The organism is Klebsiella oxytoca, assembly GCF_009707385.1.
In the GTDB taxonomy this organism is placed as follows: Bacteria; Pseudomonadota; Gammaproteobacteria; order Enterobacterales; family Enterobacteriaceae; genus Klebsiella; species Klebsiella oxytoca_C.
Map to the genome: position 1 here is coordinate 1,537,442 of NZ_CP046115.1, position 16,091 is coordinate 1,553,532.

Annotated in this window: 14 protein-coding genes; 12 read left to right on the forward strand and 2 right to left on the reverse strand. The window is 59.9% G+C overall.

Translation table 11 applies throughout. From position 1 onward, the window contains the following. The first annotated feature begins 143 nt into the window (after positions 1 to 143). From GJ746_RS07145 to GJ746_RS07175, 7 genes are read left to right on the forward strand one after another with little or no spacing between them, the layout of a single operon-like run. Positions 144 to 1,808: an ABC transporter substrate-binding protein gene (locus GJ746_RS07145; protein WP_154679570.1), complete on the forward strand. Its 1,665-nt coding sequence runs from the start codon at positions 144 to 146 to the stop codon at positions 1,806 to 1,808. 18 nt (positions 1,809 to 1,826) lie between these two features. Then, positions 1,827 to 2,780, forward strand: coding sequence for an ABC transporter permease (locus tag GJ746_RS07150; RefSeq protein ID WP_154679571.1), 954 nt, complete (start codon positions 1,827 to 1,829; stop codon positions 2,778 to 2,780). A 2-nt stretch (positions 2,781 to 2,782) separates the two neighbouring features. After that, on the forward strand, positions 2,783 to 3,676 hold the full coding sequence (locus tag GJ746_RS07155) for an ABC transporter permease (protein ID WP_154679572.1): 894 nt from the start codon (positions 2,783 to 2,785) through the stop codon (positions 3,674 to 3,676). Between the two features lie 3 nt (positions 3,677 to 3,679). Next, positions 3,680 to 4,723, forward strand: coding sequence for an ABC transporter ATP-binding protein (locus GJ746_RS07160; RefSeq protein ID WP_154679573.1), 1,044 nt, complete (start codon positions 3,680 to 3,682; stop codon positions 4,721 to 4,723). Then, positions 4,713 to 5,723, forward strand: a complete 1,011-nt coding sequence (locus tag GJ746_RS07165) for an ABC transporter ATP-binding protein (protein WP_154679574.1) — start codon at positions 4,713 to 4,715, stop codon at positions 5,721 to 5,723. Before GJ746_RS07160 ends, GJ746_RS07165 begins: the two co-directional genes overlap by 11 nt. Positions 5,724 to 5,741: 18 nt before the next feature. After that, the gene (locus GJ746_RS07170; RefSeq protein WP_154679575.1) at positions 5,742 to 6,926 is read left to right on the forward strand and encodes an amidase; all 1,185 of its coding nucleotides are present in this window, start codon (positions 5,742 to 5,744) and stop codon (positions 6,924 to 6,926) included. Continuing rightward, complete coding sequence (locus GJ746_RS07175; RefSeq protein ID WP_154679576.1) at positions 6,916 to 8,184, forward strand: Zn-dependent hydrolase; 1,269 nt, start codon at positions 6,916 to 6,918, stop codon at positions 8,182 to 8,184. Before GJ746_RS07170 ends, GJ746_RS07175 begins: the two co-directional genes overlap by 11 nt. 625 nt (positions 8,185 to 8,809) lie before the next feature. Here GJ746_RS07175 and GJ746_RS07180 read toward each other — a convergent pair. Beyond that, the gene (locus GJ746_RS07180) at positions 8,810 to 9,685 is read right to left on the reverse strand and encodes a DMT family transporter (RefSeq protein ID WP_195908845.1); all 876 of its coding nucleotides are present in this window, start codon (positions 9,683 to 9,685) and stop codon (positions 8,810 to 8,812) included. 123 nt (positions 9,686 to 9,808) lie between these two features. Between GJ746_RS07180 and GJ746_RS07185 the strand changes: the two genes are divergently transcribed. Further along, a complete protein-coding gene (locus tag GJ746_RS07185; RefSeq protein ID WP_154679578.1) occupies positions 9,809 to 11,143 on the forward strand; it encodes a PLP-dependent aminotransferase family protein in 1,335 nt (444 codons plus the stop codon). Here GJ746_RS07185 and GJ746_RS07190 read toward each other — a convergent pair. Further along, positions 11,140 to 12,606, reverse strand: coding sequence for a PLP-dependent aminotransferase family protein (locus GJ746_RS07190; protein WP_154679579.1), 1,467 nt, complete (start codon positions 12,604 to 12,606; stop codon positions 11,140 to 11,142). The genes GJ746_RS07185 and GJ746_RS07190 overlap by 4 nt on opposite strands. 380 nt (positions 12,607 to 12,986) lie before the next feature. Between GJ746_RS07190 and GJ746_RS07195 the strand changes: the two genes are divergently transcribed. From GJ746_RS07195 to GJ746_RS07210, 4 genes are read left to right on the forward strand one after another with little or no spacing between them, the layout of a single operon-like run. Next, positions 12,987 to 13,838, forward strand: coding sequence for a transporter substrate-binding domain-containing protein (locus tag GJ746_RS07195; RefSeq protein WP_154679580.1), 852 nt, complete (start codon positions 12,987 to 12,989; stop codon positions 13,836 to 13,838). A 49-nt stretch (positions 13,839 to 13,887) separates the two neighbouring features. Next, a complete protein-coding gene (locus tag GJ746_RS07200) occupies positions 13,888 to 14,529 on the forward strand; it encodes an amino acid ABC transporter permease (RefSeq protein WP_004100025.1) in 642 nt (213 codons plus the stop codon). A gap of 14 nt (positions 14,530 to 14,543) precedes the next feature. After that, the gene (locus tag GJ746_RS07205) at positions 14,544 to 15,209 is read left to right on the forward strand and encodes an amino acid ABC transporter permease (RefSeq protein WP_154679581.1); all 666 of its coding nucleotides are present in this window, start codon (positions 14,544 to 14,546) and stop codon (positions 15,207 to 15,209) included. Next, the gene (locus GJ746_RS07210; protein ID WP_154679582.1) at positions 15,202 to 15,963 is read left to right on the forward strand and encodes an amino acid ABC transporter ATP-binding protein; all 762 of its coding nucleotides are present in this window, start codon (positions 15,202 to 15,204) and stop codon (positions 15,961 to 15,963) included. Before GJ746_RS07205 ends, GJ746_RS07210 begins: the two co-directional genes overlap by 8 nt. Positions 15,964 to 16,091 lie beyond the last annotated feature (128 nt).

Sequence of the window (16,091 nt, forward strand, 5' to 3'; positions counted from 1 at the left end):
TGTTTTATTTTTAAAGTAAAATCATCGAGATAATATAAGTCATCCTTATTTTATCCGCCGTTTCGTCCTTATTTCCCGCCCTTGCAGAACTGGTATGCATCTTGCCTGTTAAATAGCGACTTTTATTTAACAGGGACAATGTGATGCTGAAGAAAAAATTACTTTCGCGTAAATGCCATCTCGCCGTTGCTGTTAGCGGGGCGCTGGCGCTGTTGGCCGCATTGCCGGTTCAGGCCTCAACCCTGCGCATTGCTATGACCGCCGCCGATATCCCGTTGACCCTCGGGCAGCCCGATCAGGGTTTTGAGGGCAACCGCTTTACCGGCATTCCGCTTTACGATTCCCTTGTTGAATGGGACCTGTCGCAAGGGGAAAAGCCCAGCGGTCTGGTGCCGGGGCTGGCCACCGAGTGGCGCGTTGACCCGCAAAATCAAAGCCGCTGGATTTTCACCCTGCGCCCGGGGGTGAAATTTCACGATGGCTCCGAGGTTAACGCCGACGCCATCGTCTGGAACGTGGATAAGGTGTTGAATAAAGCCGCGCCGCAGTACGCGCCCGGCCAGATTGGTAACACTCTCTCGCGTATGCCGACCCTCACCGGCGCGGAGAAAATTGATGACCACACAGTGGCGCTGACCACCGCCGAACCTGACGCGCTGTTGCCCTACAACATCACCAACCTGTTTATCGTTTCGCCCACCGCATGGCAAAAGCTGTATGACGCGGTGCCGACAAGCACCGGCGATACCGCAGCGCGCAGCAAGCAGGCGTGGACCGAATTTGCCGCCCACGCGGTGGGAAGCGGCCCCTTCAAAATGGCAAAACTGGTTCCCCGCCAGCAGCTGATCCTCGATAAGAACCCCGACTACTGGAACAAAGATCGCATTCCACGGGTGGATAAAGTGGTGCTGATCCCGCTGCCGGAAGCTAACGCCCGCACCGCGGCGCTGCTCTCGAAGCAGGTGGACTGGATTGAAGCCCCGGCCCCGGACGCGGTCGATCAGATAAAAGCCCAGGGTTTTAAAATCTACGCTAACACCCAGCCGCACCTGTGGCCGTGGCAGTTCTCCTTCGAAGAGGGATCGCCGTGGAAAGATATTCGCGTGCGTAAAGCCGCCAACCTGTGCCTGAACCGCGCCGAGCTGAAAAGCTATCTCGGCGGCTATATGACCGAAGCGACCGGCGTCTACGAGGCCGACAGCCCGTGGCACGGCAAGCCCACTTTCCAGATCAAATATGACCCGGACACCGCCCGCAAGCTGATGACCGAAGCTGGCTATAGCGCCGGTAAACCGCTGCACGTCACGGTCGCCACCTCGGCCTCCGGCTCCGGGCAGATGCAGCCGCTGCCGATGAACGAGTACATCCAGCAGAGCCTGAAAAGCTGCTTCTTTAACGTCGACATTAAAGTTAACGAATGGAACACCCTGTTTACCAACTGGCGTCTCGGGGCGAAAGATCCATCGGCGAAAGGGATCGACGCCATCAACGTTAGCGCCGCGGTTAACGATCCCTATTTCGGCATGATCCGCTTCTCCACCGCGAAAGCCTTCCCGCCGGTGGCAACCAACTGGGGCTATTTCTCGACCCCGGAAACCGAAAAGCTGGCGACGGCGGTAAAACACGCGTTTACCCCGGCCGAAATGGATAAAGCCGCGGGCGAACTGCACGCCGCGCTGGTCGATCAGGTGCCGTTCCTGTTCGTCGCTCATGATGTCGGGCCACGGGCGATTTCGCCTGCCGTCAGCGGAGTGGTGCAGCCGCAAAGCTGGTTTATCGACCTTAGCCTGGTGAGCAAAAAAGAGTAATTGATACGGGAGCAAGAGATGATCAATACCGTGCTATATCGCATCCTGCTGGCCGTCCCCACCATGCTCGGGGTAGCGGTGATCTGTTTTATGCTGGTGCAGATTGCGCCGGGCGACCCGCTGGTGTCGGTGATGCCGCCGGACGCCTCGGAAGCGCTGCGTCAGACCTTAATGCAGGCCTACGGCTTTGATAAACCGCTGCCGCTGCAGTTTGTGCACTGGCTATGGCGGGCGCTGCACGGCGATTTGGGCATGTCGGTCGCCACCGGCCGTCCGGTCATCGACGAGGTCATGACGGCGGTGACCTACTCTTTGCGTCTGGCGCTGCTGGCGACGGCGATCGGATTTGTGCTGGGTAGCCTGTTTGGGTTTGTCGCCGGCTATTTTCGTAACAGCATTATTGACCGCCTGGCCTCGGTGCTGTCGGTATTCGGCGTCAGCGTGCCGCACTACTGGCTGGGGATGCTGCTGGTGATTGTTTTTAGCGTCAAATTCGCGCTGCTACCGGCAACCGGCGGCGGGCCAATCGGCGAGGTGGGCTGGCAGTGGGACTGGGAGCACCTGCAGTTTATGCTGCTGCCGGCTTTTACGCTGTCGGTGATCCCGACCGGCATCATCGCCCGCACCGTTCGTTCGCAGGTGGCGGACATTCTCAGCCAGGAGTTTATCGTCGGCCTGCGCGCCAGGGGGCTCAACGAATCGCGGATCTTTCTGCACGTGGTGAAAAACGCCGCGCCGACCGCGCTGGCGGTGATGGGGCTGCAGGTCGGCTATCTGATGGGCGGCTCGATTCTGGTGGAAACCGTTTTCTCCTGGCCCGGCACCGGGCTGCTGCTGAATACCGCCATTTTCCAGCGCGATCTGCCGCTATTGCAGGGCACCATCTGGGTACTGGCGCTGTTCTTTGTCCTGCTCAATCTGCTGGTGGATATTCTGCAAACCAGCCTCGATCCGCGAATTAAGAGGAGCTGACGATGGTGGATACCGTGACGACCAAAGGCATTGCCGTCTCTGCCACGACGGTCGCCAGGCAAGGCTACTGGCGCGGCGTGTTTGGCCGCCTGCTGCGCGACCCGGGCGGGGTATTCGTCGGCGCGATCATTCTCGTTCTGCTGGCGCTGGCGCTATTTGGCCCCTGGCTGATCGTTAAAGACCCGTATCAAACGTCGATGTTTTTACGCCTCAAGCCGATCGGCACCGACGGCTTCCCGCTGGGCTCCGATGAGCTGGGGCGCGATATGCTATCAAGGCTGATTCTCGGCACAAGGTTATCGCTGTTTATGGGGATTGTCCCGGTGGTGCTGGCCTTTTTTATCGGCGGGGCGATCGGCATTATCGCCGGCTATGCGGGCGGTAAAACCAACACCATTATTATGCGCACCATTGATGTTTTTTACGCCTTCCCGTCGGTGCTGCTGGCGATCGCACTCTCCGGCGCGCTGGGCGCGGGCATCGGTAACGCACTGCTGTCGCTGACCCTGGTGTTCGTGCCGCAGGTGGCGCGTATTGCCGAAAGCGTCACCGCGCAGGTGCGACATATGGACTACATCGACGCCGCCCGAGCCACCGGAGCTAGCGCGTTCACCATTATTCGCGTCCAGGTGCTGGGCAACGTGCTGGGGCCGATTTTCGTCTTCTCCACCGGCCTGATTTCGGTGTGCATGATCCTCGCCTCCGGGCTCTCATTTCTCGGCCTCGGGGTTCGTCCGCCGGAGCCGGAGTGGGGGCTGATGCTCAACACCCTGCGCACGGCGATTTATACCCAACCGTGGGTGGCGGCGCTGCCCGGCCTGATGATTTTTATCACCTCCATTTCGTTCAATATCCTCGCGGACCGCCTGCGTGCGGCAATGGCGATTAAGGAGTAAGCGATGCAACCCTTTACGAATATCGACCTCGGCGGGCCGGCGCAGCCGCTGCTGAAGGTTAACAATCTGCTGAAGCATTTTCCCGCCGGCGGCGGCAAAGCGCGAGAAGTGGTGCAGGCGGTGGATGACGTCAGTTTTTCGGTGATCAAAGGCGAAACCCTTGGCGTGGTGGGGGAGTCGGGCTGCGGTAAATCGACCACTGCCCGGCTGCTGATGCAGCTGCTTAATCAGGATAGCGGGGAGCTGATCTTTGATGGCCTGGAAGTGGGCTCATCGCGCCTGCCGATGAAAGCGTATCGCCGCCAGGTACAGATGGTTTTCCAGGATAGCTACGCCTCGCTCAACCCGCGTATGACCATGGAAGAGAGCATCGCCTTCGGCCAACGGGTACACGGCGTCAGCGCCAAAGAGGCCAGTGAGTACGCCCGCTATCTGCTGGCGCACGTTGGCCTTGAGCCGGGACGTTTTGCGCACCGCTATCCGCACGCGCTCTCCGGCGGCCAGCGCCAGCGCGTCAATATCGCCCGCGCGTTGGCGATGAAACCCCGGCTGGTGATTCTTGATGAGGCGGTTTCGGCGCTGGATAAATCGGTGGAAGCCCAGGTACTGCAGCTGTTGCAGGAGCTGAAACGGACGCTGGCGCTGACCTATGTGTTTATCAGCCACGACCTGCACGTGGTGCGCTGGCTGTCGGACCGCATCCTGGTGATGTATCTCGGCGAGGTGGTGGAGATTGGCCCGGCGGAGCAGCTGTTTACCGCCTCGGCCCACCCCTATACCCGCGCGTTATTAAGTTCGATGCCGTCGATGGACCCGCAGCATCGCACCTTAACCTCGCCGCTGAGCGGCGATCCGCCCAGCCCGATTTCTCCGCCCTCCGGCTGCCGCTTTCATACCCGCTGCCCGCACGCCAGAGCGGTGTGCGCAGAGGTGAAGCCAAAGCTTGAAAGCGTCGGCGAGGGGCATCAAAGCGCCTGCCTGATGGCGCAGCCCGCTTCACCCTGGCATCAGAATATCGCCATCCAGGAGGTGAGCCATGTTGCATGAAGCTTATGTCCATATCCGCGACCTGCGGGTGGAGTTTCGCCGCGACGGCCAGACGGTCAACGCGGTTAACGGCGTCTCCTTTGATGTACAAAAAGGCGAAGTGATGGCGCTGATCGGCGAATCTGGCTCCGGGAAAAGCGTCACCCTGCGCGCCCTGATGCGCCTGCATCCGCCGAAAAGCAGCGTGCTTTCCGGTACCCTGAGGGTTGGGGAAGAGGATGTGTTGAAGATGAGCGCCGGGCAGCTGCGGCGCTACCGCGGCGCACGCTGCGCGATGATTTTCCAGGAGCCGCTGCTGGCCTTCGACCCGGTCTATACCGTGGGCCAGCAGATTGTCGAAGGGCTGCGTCGCCATGAAGGCCTGTCGCGCCAGGCGGCGCGGGAAAGGGCGCTGGAGGCGCTGCGCCAGGTACGCATTCCGAGCCCCGAGCGGCGGCTGGATGCTTACCCGCACGAGATGTCCGGCGGAATGCGCCAGCGGGCGATGATTGCCCTCGCGCTCTCCTGCGATCCGCAGCTGCTGCTGGCGGATGAGCCAACCACCGCGCTGGATGCCACGGTGCAAATCCAGATCCTGATCCTGCTGCGTGAGCAGCAAAAGCAGCGCGATCTGTCGATCATTTTTGTGACCCACGATATCGGCGCGGCGGTGGAGATCGCCGATCGGGTGGCGGTAATGTACGCCGGGCGCATCGTGGAAGAGGCGTCGATTGAGGAGATTCTGTATCGTCCGCGCCATCCTTACACCCAGGTGCTGCTGGGCAGCCGGCCGAAAGAGGGGTTGAAAAAGGGCGACGTGCTGCACTGTATCCCCGGCTCGCCGCCGGATCTCTCGCGGCTGCCGCCCGGCTGCGCGTTTGCCGATCGCTGTCCGCACGCGCGCCCCGCCTGTGCGCAGAGCCAGCCGGCTACCGAACAGGCCGGGCCGCGTCACGTGGTGAACTGCCATCGCTGGCGTGAGCTGAGTGCGTCCGTTGAAAACCAGGCGCTGTACGCCTGAAGCCTCGAGGAAAGCAGTATGCAGGATGATATTCGCGCTTTTATGCCCTATCCGCCGCATCCGGTGGCGCATGCGCTCAGCGGGCCGCTGAGCGGGTTAACTTTTGCGGTCAAAGATCTGTTTGACGTAGCGGGCTACCCCACCGGCGGCGGCAATCCGCATCTGCTGGCGCTGTCCGGGGTGAAAACCCGCACCGCGCCGGTGGTGCAAAAATTGTTAGATAATGGCGCGCGCTTTATCGGTAAAACCCATACCAGCGAGCTGGCGTATTCGATGAGCGGGCACAACGTGCATTATGGCACCCCGCGCAACGGCGCCGCGCCGAATCATATCCCCGGCGGATCGTCGTCCGGCTCGGCGTCGGCGGTATCGAACGAGGCGTGCGACTTTGCCCTCGGCAGCGATACCGGCGGCTCGGTACGCACTCCCGCCAGCTATTGCGGATTGTACGGCCTGCGTCCGACCCACGGGAGAATCTCCCTCGACGGCTGTCAGCCGCTGTGTGCCACCATGGATACCTGCGGCTTCTTTGCCCGCTCGCCGGAAGTCTTTTCTGCCGTTGCCGCCTGCCTGTTCAGTGATGAGAGAGTGGATATTAGCCGCGTTCGGCTGGCCAGCCATGATGGACTGTTTTCCCGCCTGCCGCCGCGCAGCCAGCAGGCGCTGCTACCGGTGCGCCAGAGCATTGAGCGCTTTTTTGGCGCGGTAACGCCGCTCGGCGCGCTGCTGCCGGACGTGGATGATATCTATCTCGCCTTCCGCCAGATTCAGGGCTACGAAGCGTGGCAGGCGCAGGGCGTAACTATTGAGCGCTACGGCCTGCAACTGGGGCCGGACGTCCGCGAACGCTTCTTTTGGGGTAAAGCGGTCACCCGCGCGCAGTTTGACGCCGCCTGCCAGCAGCGCGAGCGTTTTAGCGCCTGGTGGGACGCGCAGTTGGGCGATGCGGTTTTAGTGATGCCGACGGTTCCCGACGGCGCGCCGCTGCTGACGGCGCAGGCGGAAGAGATAGAAGCGGTCCGCCGCCTGTCTCACGATCTGCTGTTAATTTCCGTGATGACCCAACGTCCGCAGGTGACGCTGCCGGTCGCCCGGACGGGCGGACTGCCGCTGGGAATTTCATTTTTAGGGCCGCGCGGCAGCGATCGTCTGCTGGTTGAGCTGGCCGCCGCGTTTATGCAAGGAGACCGAAATGAGCAGTGATGTCCTTTTTACCCCGATAACCGAAACTTCCGCCTGCCGGGTCAATGGCACACGCCTGTGGGATTCGCTGATGACGCTGGCGGAAATCGGCGCCACGCCGAAGGGCGGCTGCTGCCGTCTGACGCTGACCGATCTTGACCGCCAGGGACGGGATTTGGTGATTAGCTGGGCGCAGGCGGCCGGGATGAGCGTCACCGTCGATAAAATCGGCAACGTATTTATGCGCCGGGAAGGGCGTAATTCGGCGCTGCCGCCGATTGTCTCCGGCAGCCATATTGACACCCAGCCGACCGGCGGCAAATTTGACGGTAACTATGGCGTGCTGGCGGCGCTGGAGGTGGTACGAACCCTGAACGATCGGGAGATTGAAACCGAAACGCCGATTGAAGTGGTGTTCTGGACCAATGAAGAGGGGTCGCGCTTTGTACCGGTGATGATGGGTTCCGGGGTATTTGCCGGGGTATTCCCGCTGGAGACCATCTACGCCGCAAAGGATGCGGACGGTAAAGCCGTGGGCGAGGAGCTGGCGCGCATCGGCTATATCGGCAGCCAGACGCCGGGCGACCATCCGATTGGCGCCTACTTTGAAGCGCATATTGAACAGGGGCCGATTCTTGAAGATGAAGAGAAAATTATCGGCATTGTGCAGGGCGTGCTGGGGATCCGCTGGTATGACTGCGTGGTGACCGGCCAGGAGTCCCACGCCGGACCGACGCCGATGCGCCTGCGTCAGGACGCTTTGCAGGTGGCGACCCGCATTATGCAGGAGGTGGTGGCGATTGCCGGGCGCAGCGAGGAAGGGCGCGGTACGGTAGGGATGGTGCAGGTCTATCCGAACAGCCGCAACGTGGTGCCGGGAGAGGTGACGTTTTCGATTGATATGCGCAACCTTAGCGACGAGCTGGTGGATGAGATGGACCGTCAGCTGCGGGCGTTTATCGCCGGGGTCGAGCGGGAGAGCGGCCTGAAGGTGGCGTTAAAAGAGGTGAGCCACTATCCGGCGGCGCCGTTCCACCCGGATTGCCAGGCGGCGATCGCTGACGCCGCGCAGCGGCTGGGGTATCCCGCGCGGGAGATTGTCTCCGGCGCCGGACACGACGCGGTGTATATGAGCTATCTGGCGCCGACCGGGATGATTTTTATCCCCTGTAAGGACGGGATCAGCCACAACGAAATTGAATATGCGTCGCCGGAGCACGTGGAAGCCGGCGCGAACGTGCTGCTGCAGGTGATGCTGCAGTACGCGCGGGTAGTGTAACCGGTTATTCTCCCCGGTCGCGCTGCGCTTACCGGGGCTACAAGGGCAATACAGCAGTAGCCCGGGTAAGGCGTTTGCGCCGCGACCCGGGGTTTCCGGGCCCGGTGCCTGAGGGAGGCAGATTGGGTAGCCCGGACAGGCGCGGTAGCGCCGCCTCCGGAAAGGTGGTGAGGGGTTCCGTTCACTATTATTCCGCAGAAAATGTCTCACCGTGGTACGTGAACGGGTAAAGGGGGAGAAAACCGTCTCCCCCTTTACAATCCCCGCGGTCCCGCAAAGAAATCGGTGCTACGCACTGCGCTCACCTCCCGGTCCTCAGCCTGCGGTCGGCTCAACTCGACATCCCTGTCTCGATTCGCCTCTGGCCGCCATCCCTGGCGGCCAGCCCTTGTCTTCGGCCCTCCGGTTCGCCGATTTCAGCGGGGGCCAGGGCATCGCTGCATCTCGCGTTGTTTCAGAGATATCCCCGCTGCTGTATGAAACTCTGCCGGAGGCGGCGCTTGACGCGCCTCTCCGGGCTATAAGGGCTACGGGTTTCCAGCCGCCTGTGGGGAGTAGGGGCGGTAGCCCGGGTAAGGTGTTTACGCCGCGACCCGGGACTTCCGGGCTACAAGGGCAATACAGGCTAGCGGCTAAATTTGCGCGAACCCATAACGCACAGCACCACCCCCAGAGTCACCGCCAGCATCAATGGGCTGACGGTTTCGTGCAAAAGCACAGCCGACAGACCAAGCCCGAAGAACGGCTGTAATAGCTGGAGCTGGCCGACGGCGGCGATACCGCCTGCGGCCAGCCCTTTGTACCAGAAGATAAAACCGATAAGCATGCTAAAGAGCGACACATAGCCGAGCGCAATCCAGGAGGAAATCGAGATGGTGCTCCACGACGCTGGCCGGGCGAGCGACGAGGCGATCAGCATAAAAGGCAGCGCGATAATCAGCGCCCAGCAAATCACCTGCCAACCGCCGAGCTCTCTCGTCAGCTTTGCTCCCTCCGCATAGCCTAAGCCGCAGGCGATAACCGCCGCCAGCATCAGCAGATCGCCGCTGAGCGACGCCGCCGCATTTTGCGTCAGGGCGAATCCCACCACCAGCAGACTGCCAATAATAGAAAAGATCCAGAAAGCGCGGCGCGGACGTTCACCACCGCGCAGTACGCCGAAAATAGCGGTCATCAGCGGCAATAGCCCGATGAAAACAATCGAATGCGCTGAGGTGACGTGCTGTAGGGCCAGCGCCGTGAGCAGCGGAAAGCCGATCACCACGCCTGACGAGACAATCGCCAGCGGCAAAAGCTGCGACAGGCGCGGGCATTTTTCGCGAAAACTTACCACCAGTAAGATGGCGAGGAGCCCGGCGATGGAGGCGCGCAGAAAGGTTAGCAGGAACGGATCCATATCCAGCACCGCCAGACGCGTTGCGGGCAGCGAACCGCTAAAAATGATGACGCCCAGTAAACCATTAAGCCATCCGGACCATGGTCCCGGCTCCGTTTTATGCACCACTGTATCCACCACGTTAACCTCGCTTTATCAGATGTGCTGTGCCCGCTTGAGCCATGTTTGCAGCGATGGTAATGTGCTCAATCCAATACAATCAAATTATTGTCATAGATACATTCACCGATGAAAGCCCGATACAAAGCCGTTGTCGATAGTTACGCGCAGGCGATCCGCAGCGGACAGATAGCCGCCGGAACCCGTCTGCCCACGCATCGTACCCTTGCCGCCGATGAGAGGATCTCGCTGGCTACGGCCACCCGCGTCTATCGTGAGCTGGAGGCGATGGGGCTGGTCAGCGGCGAAACCGGACGTGGAACCTTCGTGCGGGATATCTCTCTGCCGCCCGGGCACGGCATCGATCAGCAGGTGGTCGCTGCCGATGTTGTGGATCTCAACTTCAATTATCCTACGCTGGCGGAGCAGGGAGATGCGCTGCGCGAGGTGCTCAGGCAGCTGGCGATGGCGGGAGATATTGACTCCCATCTGCGCTATCAACCCCATGCCGGGCGGAGCGTCGAGCGCGAAATTATCGCTCGCCATTTGACCGCCAGCGGGTTTGCGCCGGAGCCTGAGAATGTACTGATCGTCAATGGCGCTCAGCACGGGCTGGCGGTCACCGTCATGGGGCTTTTACGTCCGGGCGACGTGGTGGCGGTGGATGCGCTCACCTACTCGGGCTTCAAGGTTCTGGCGGCCCTGTATCATCTGGAGCTTGCGGCGATCCCCTGTCGCGCGGACAGGCCGGATCTGCATGCGCTTCACATATTGTGCCAGCAGCGGCGCGTTCGGGCGGTTTATACCATGCCGACGCTGCACAATCCGCTGGGCTGGGTGCTTGACACACACCAGCGGCAGAGACTGGCAGACCTCGCTCGTCAGCACGACCTGCTCATTATTGAAGATGCCGCCTACGCCAGGCTGGTCAGCCATCCGCCGCCGCCGGTAGTCAGCCACGCGCCGGAAAGAACGATCTATGTCACCGGTTTTTCGAAAACCGTCGCCACCGGGCTGCGCGTGGGGGCGGTTATCTGTCCATCCCGCTATCGGCCTGAGATTGAGCGCGCCATCCGGGCTACGACGTGGAATACGCCTTCGCTGATGAGTTCGCTGATCTGCGCCTGGATTGAAGATGGCACGGTTGAGCGCTTTGAAACGCAGAAACGACAGGACGCACGGCAGCGGCAGCTGATTGCCCGCGAGGTTCTTGGTGCGCTTCCCATAGTGAGCCATGCGGATTCGTATTTTGTCTGGCTGCCTCTGGGGGAAGAGAGCCGGGCCGATCGGCTGGCGAAAACGCTAATGGATCACCGTATTTCGGTGTCGACCGCCGAGCCGTTCTGCGTTGCCGCGAACGTACCGCAGGCGCTGCGCATCGCTCTCGGATCGGTTCCTGTCGATAGCCTGCGCGCGGCGCTGCTTAGCGTTCGCGAAGCCGTTGAGTTTGAGCAATACCGCTAGCCCATCTGCGCCAGCTGACCGCGCAGCACTTCCACGCCTTGTTCGATGGCGTCGGGGTGAATGGCGTGGAAGCCCATACGGAAGAAGTTATCCGGCGGCGCGTCGCTGAGAAAATGCCGCGCGCCGGGCTCAATCAGTACCCCGGCGTGGGCGGCGCGCCAGGTCAGCTGCTGGGTGTTGATTTGTTCCGGGGTGGCCAGCCAGAAGGCATTGGCGTGTTCGCTGCCGGGGATGATTCGGCATTCCGGCAGATGCTGCTGCAGCGCGTTGTTGAGGCGCTCCCAGCGCCGGGCCGAGTCGTGATGGTAGCGCCGCAGGTGCGTTTCATAGTGCCCCTGGGCAAGAAAATGCGCCATCTGATACTGAATATTGGTCGGCGGGTGGCGATATACCAGCCGCCGCAGCGCCCTTGCTTCGTCAATCAGGTCCGGGTCGGCGACCATAAAGCCCAGCCGCAGGCCCGGCGAGAGCGCCTTTGACAGGCTGCTCACGTAGATCACTCGCCCGCAGCGATCGCTGGCCTTCAGCGCCGGCAGCGGGTTGAGCATAAAGTTACTTTCAGAGTCGTAATCGTCCTCAATAATCACCGCATCATGGCACGCGGCATGCTCCAGCAGCTGGCTGCGGCGCGCTTTGCTCATCGCCACGCCGGTCGGCACCTGGTGGCCGGGAGTCACGTAGTAGTAATCGCATGACGCATCGTTGAGGACGATCCCCTGTTGATCCACCGGATGCGGCACGATATCGGTATCGGCGAGCAGAAAAGTGTTAATGGCCTCGCGAAAGCAGGGATTCTCTACGCCGACTCGCGTCTTTGACGACAGCAGCAGGCGGGTCAGCAGATAGAGTGCGTTTTGCGAACCGAGAGTAATCAGGATCTCGTCCGGTGAGGCGACAATGCCGCGCTTGGGGAGGACCCGGGTGCGGATTTGTTCAATCAGCATCGGTACGTCCTGGTCGATATGATCGACCACCCACGCCGGATCGCGCACTCCGCCGTGCAGCCAGTTAGCCGCCGAGCGCCAGGTCGCCAGCGGAAACTGGCGGGTATCGGGCTGACCGTAGATAAACGGGTAGCGGTAGTTCATCCAGCCGGCCGGTTTGAGAATCGACTCCTGCTGACTGGGGGTAATTTGCAGCCGCGTGCCCCAGCGTGGTGCAGAACCCGCGTCCTGCGGTGCAGTTTCCGTTACCGTGGAGGGATCTGCGTGCTGATAATCCGTATGCAGGTAATAACCGCTGCGCGGGCGGCTCACCAGATATCCCTCGTTAACCAGCCCCTCAAACACCAGCGCCGTGGTATTGCGCGAGACCCGCAGCTGGCTGGCCAGCTGGCGGCAGGAGGGGAGCGGCGTGTCGGCGGAGAAGATGCCGCCCAGAATGGCGTTAATCAGCGTTTCGCGCACCTGCTCCTGCAAACCGCGGCGCGGGTCGAAATCAACGTGTAACAGGTGGCGGATCATGACTGGCTCCTTACTCAAACGCTCTGTGCAGGAACCGGAGCAAATTCCATACCACTCTGAGAGTGACTGACACATCCGCGCGGTGAATCTGGCTCTATCTGGAAATTAAAAACCGTCCCTACAGTGAGAACCGACCCCATCAGGCTATTTTATTTGCCATTTTGGTCCCGGGCAGTGCTCACACTCCTCACGTACGACGTGTACGCTCCGGGTGTTCCGCGCTGTCCGTATCCAAACTGGCTGCAACAATGTACGCCTGATGGGGGGCTCTAAAAACGTATTCATCAGTCGCGGACCGGAACTTCCGTCGGCACATATTTTGCAAAACCTTTTCATGTTCTGGAATGAACACGTCTGGCGAATTAATTAGGGGTGAATTAATGAACAAATCATTAGGTTCAATTTGTCTGGGCGCCATCATGGCGATGGCCTTTTCTTATCACGCAGCAGCTGCCGACCTTGCGGAAATAGAAAAAACCGGCACCCTCAAAGTCGCGACCGAAGATGATTACGCGCCTTTTAACTTTATGAATAACGGCCAGGCGGATGGCTTCAACAAAGATATGCTCGATGAATTACGCAAATACGCGAAATTCAACGTCGACCAGAGCATTCTGCCGTGGACCGGATTATTGGCGGCGGTCTCCACCGGGCAATACGACATGGCGTTAACCGGCGCGGTGATTACCGATGACCGTCTCAAAGTCTTTGATTTCACGCCGCCGTGGGCGTCAGCGCAGCACTATTTTGTTAAACGCGCGGGCGATAATTCCCTGAATACCATTGCTGAACTGAGCGGGAAAAAAGTGGGCGTTCAGGCGGGCAGCGCGCTGCTGGCAAGGCTGCCGGAACTGAAAGCGATGCTGGAGAAAACCGGCGGTAAGCTGGGGCCGGTGGTGGAGTATCCCTCCTATCCTGAAGCCTACGCCGACCTCGCCAACAAACGTCTGGACTACGTGATAAACGTGGTTATCTCGGTCAACGACCTGGCGAAGGCCAGGCCGAAGGTGTTCGCCAAAGGTCTGGCGGTATCCGGTCCGGGCTATATGGCATGGCCGATCCCGAAAAACTCGCCGCAGCTACTGGCCTATATGACCAAATTTATGAACCACATGAAGGAGACCGGCAAGCTCGCCGAGCTGCAGAAAAAGTGGTTTGGCGAAACCTATGACGACCTGCCGACCGAAGCGATTACCAGCCCGGAACAGTTTCATAAATTAGCCGGGCTGTAATGGGTTCTGCGGCGGGAAACCGCCGCCTGTTCAGGTGAAGGAGGGCTTCATGGATGCAATTTCCTGGCAGTTACTGATTGAAGGCGCATGGACTACCCTCTGGATTTCGGCCATCGCTATTGCCTTTGGGGTGGTGATTGGTCTGCTGATCGCGCTGGTACGCATGCTGCGTATCCCGGTTATCGATCAGCTGCTGGTGGTCTATATCAGCCTTGCCCGCGCCACGCCGCTGGTGACGCTGGTGCTGTTCCTGTTTCTTTCTCTGCCGACCGTCGGGATTAACCTCGATAAAAACGTCGCGGCGATTGTGGCGCTGACGCTCAATACCTCGGCTTTCAATGCCGAAATCTGGCGTAACGCTTTTCGCACTTTCCCCCGCGAACAGCGGGAAGCGGCGGAGTCGGTGGGAATGCGGCGCTGGGCTTACTTCCGCTATATCATGCTGCCGCAAATGTGGATTGAAAGCCTGCCCGCACTGGTCAACGAAATGTCGTTCCTGATAAAAGGCAGCCCGGCAATCGCGGTGATTGGCGTGGTGGATCTCACCCGCGTCACTAACCGAATTTCTTCAGTTACCTATGAACCGCTTTCGCCGATTCTGGCGGCGGGTCTGCTGTACGTGGTGATTATTGGCCTGCTGCTGAAGCTGCAGGGGATGGCCGAGCGGAAAGCGAAGCGTCTGGCGCGATAAATACGGGAGATGCTATGAATCAGTGGGCCGTTATCTGGTCGGTACGCGACAGCTTTATTGCCGGTTTACTCGCCACCCTTGAGCTATTTATTACCGCGGCGATCGCCGGATTAATTATCGGCGTGGTCCTGTGCTATTTAACCGAATATCAAAAGAAAACCCTTAACCGGATTATTATTGGCTTCGTCAGCTTAATGCGGGCGATTCCCTTTTTGATTCTGGCTTATTTGCTCTATTACGGTTTGCCGGAAGTCGGTATCAGTATGGAGGCGTGGACAGCCGGATTAATCGCCTTAATTATTTACCACGGTGCCTATTTCTTTGAAATACTGCGCAGCCAGCGCCGGGTATTTTCCGGCGGTTATATCGAGGCGGCGGTAGCGCAGGGGTTTTCGCGCTACAAAATCTTCCGCCGTATTATTCTGCCCAATATTTTGTCATCAGCGCTACCGCTGATGGGGAATCAGCTGATTATCTGCCTGAAAGATACCGCTTTCCTCAGCATTATCACCGTCCAGGAGATAACCGCTGCGGCTAACAGCGTGCAGGCCACCTATTTTATCCCGTTTAACGCCTTTATTGTCGCCATTGGGCTCTACTGGGCGATCAGTATCCTGCTGGAGCTGCTGATTAAGCGTCTGAGCGCCTGGGGAGCGAGAAGAGGAATGAGTCATGCCTGATACCACTGCTGTAAGCGTCAAAAACGTCTCAAAACAGTTTGATAACGTTGAAGTGCTTCGCGATATCAACCTGACGGTTGAGAAGGGGACCGTGGTGAGCATACTCGGCTCGTCGGGGTCAGGTAAATCAACGCTGCTGCGCTGCATGAACTGGCTGGAACAGCCGGATCGCGGCGAGATCCGCATCAGCGGCCAGCGGCTGGGGATTGACGAGCAAAATGGCCGGGCGATGTCCCATCGTCAGCTGTCAAAAATCCGCGAGCGGGTAGGGATGGTGTTTCAGAGCTTTAACCTGTGGCCGCATCTGACGGTGCAGCAGAACGTCAGCGAAGCGTTGCTGCACGTGAAGGGGATGAAACGTGATGAAGCAAAGGTTATCGCCATGCAGCAGCTGGAGAAAGTGGGGATGGCGCATAAAGCCGACGTTTACCCGATAACGCTCTCCGGCGGACAGAAGCAGAGGGTGGCAATTGCCCGTTCGCTGGCGATGTCGCCGGAGGTGATTCTGTTTGATGAACCGACGTCGGCGCTGGACCCCGAGCTGGTCAACGAGGTGCTGGGAGTGATGAAAGCGCTGGCCGCTGAGGGCTATACCATGGTGGTGGTGACCCACGAGATGGACTTCGCGCGCCAGGTGTCGGATGAAGTGGTGTTTCTTGAGAAGGGATTGTTGATTGAGAAAGCGCCGCCGGAGAAGTTTTTCAGCAACCCGGATTCCGAGCGCGTCAGGCAGTTTCTGCAGAGCAGCCGATAATCTCCAGCGGCCAATCTCCCCGGTTGCGCTGCGCTTACCGGGGCTACGGGTTGCCAGCCGTCTGCGGGGCGGTATCCCGGGTAAGGCGTTTACGCCGCGACCCGGGATTTGCGGGCCCGGTGCCTGAG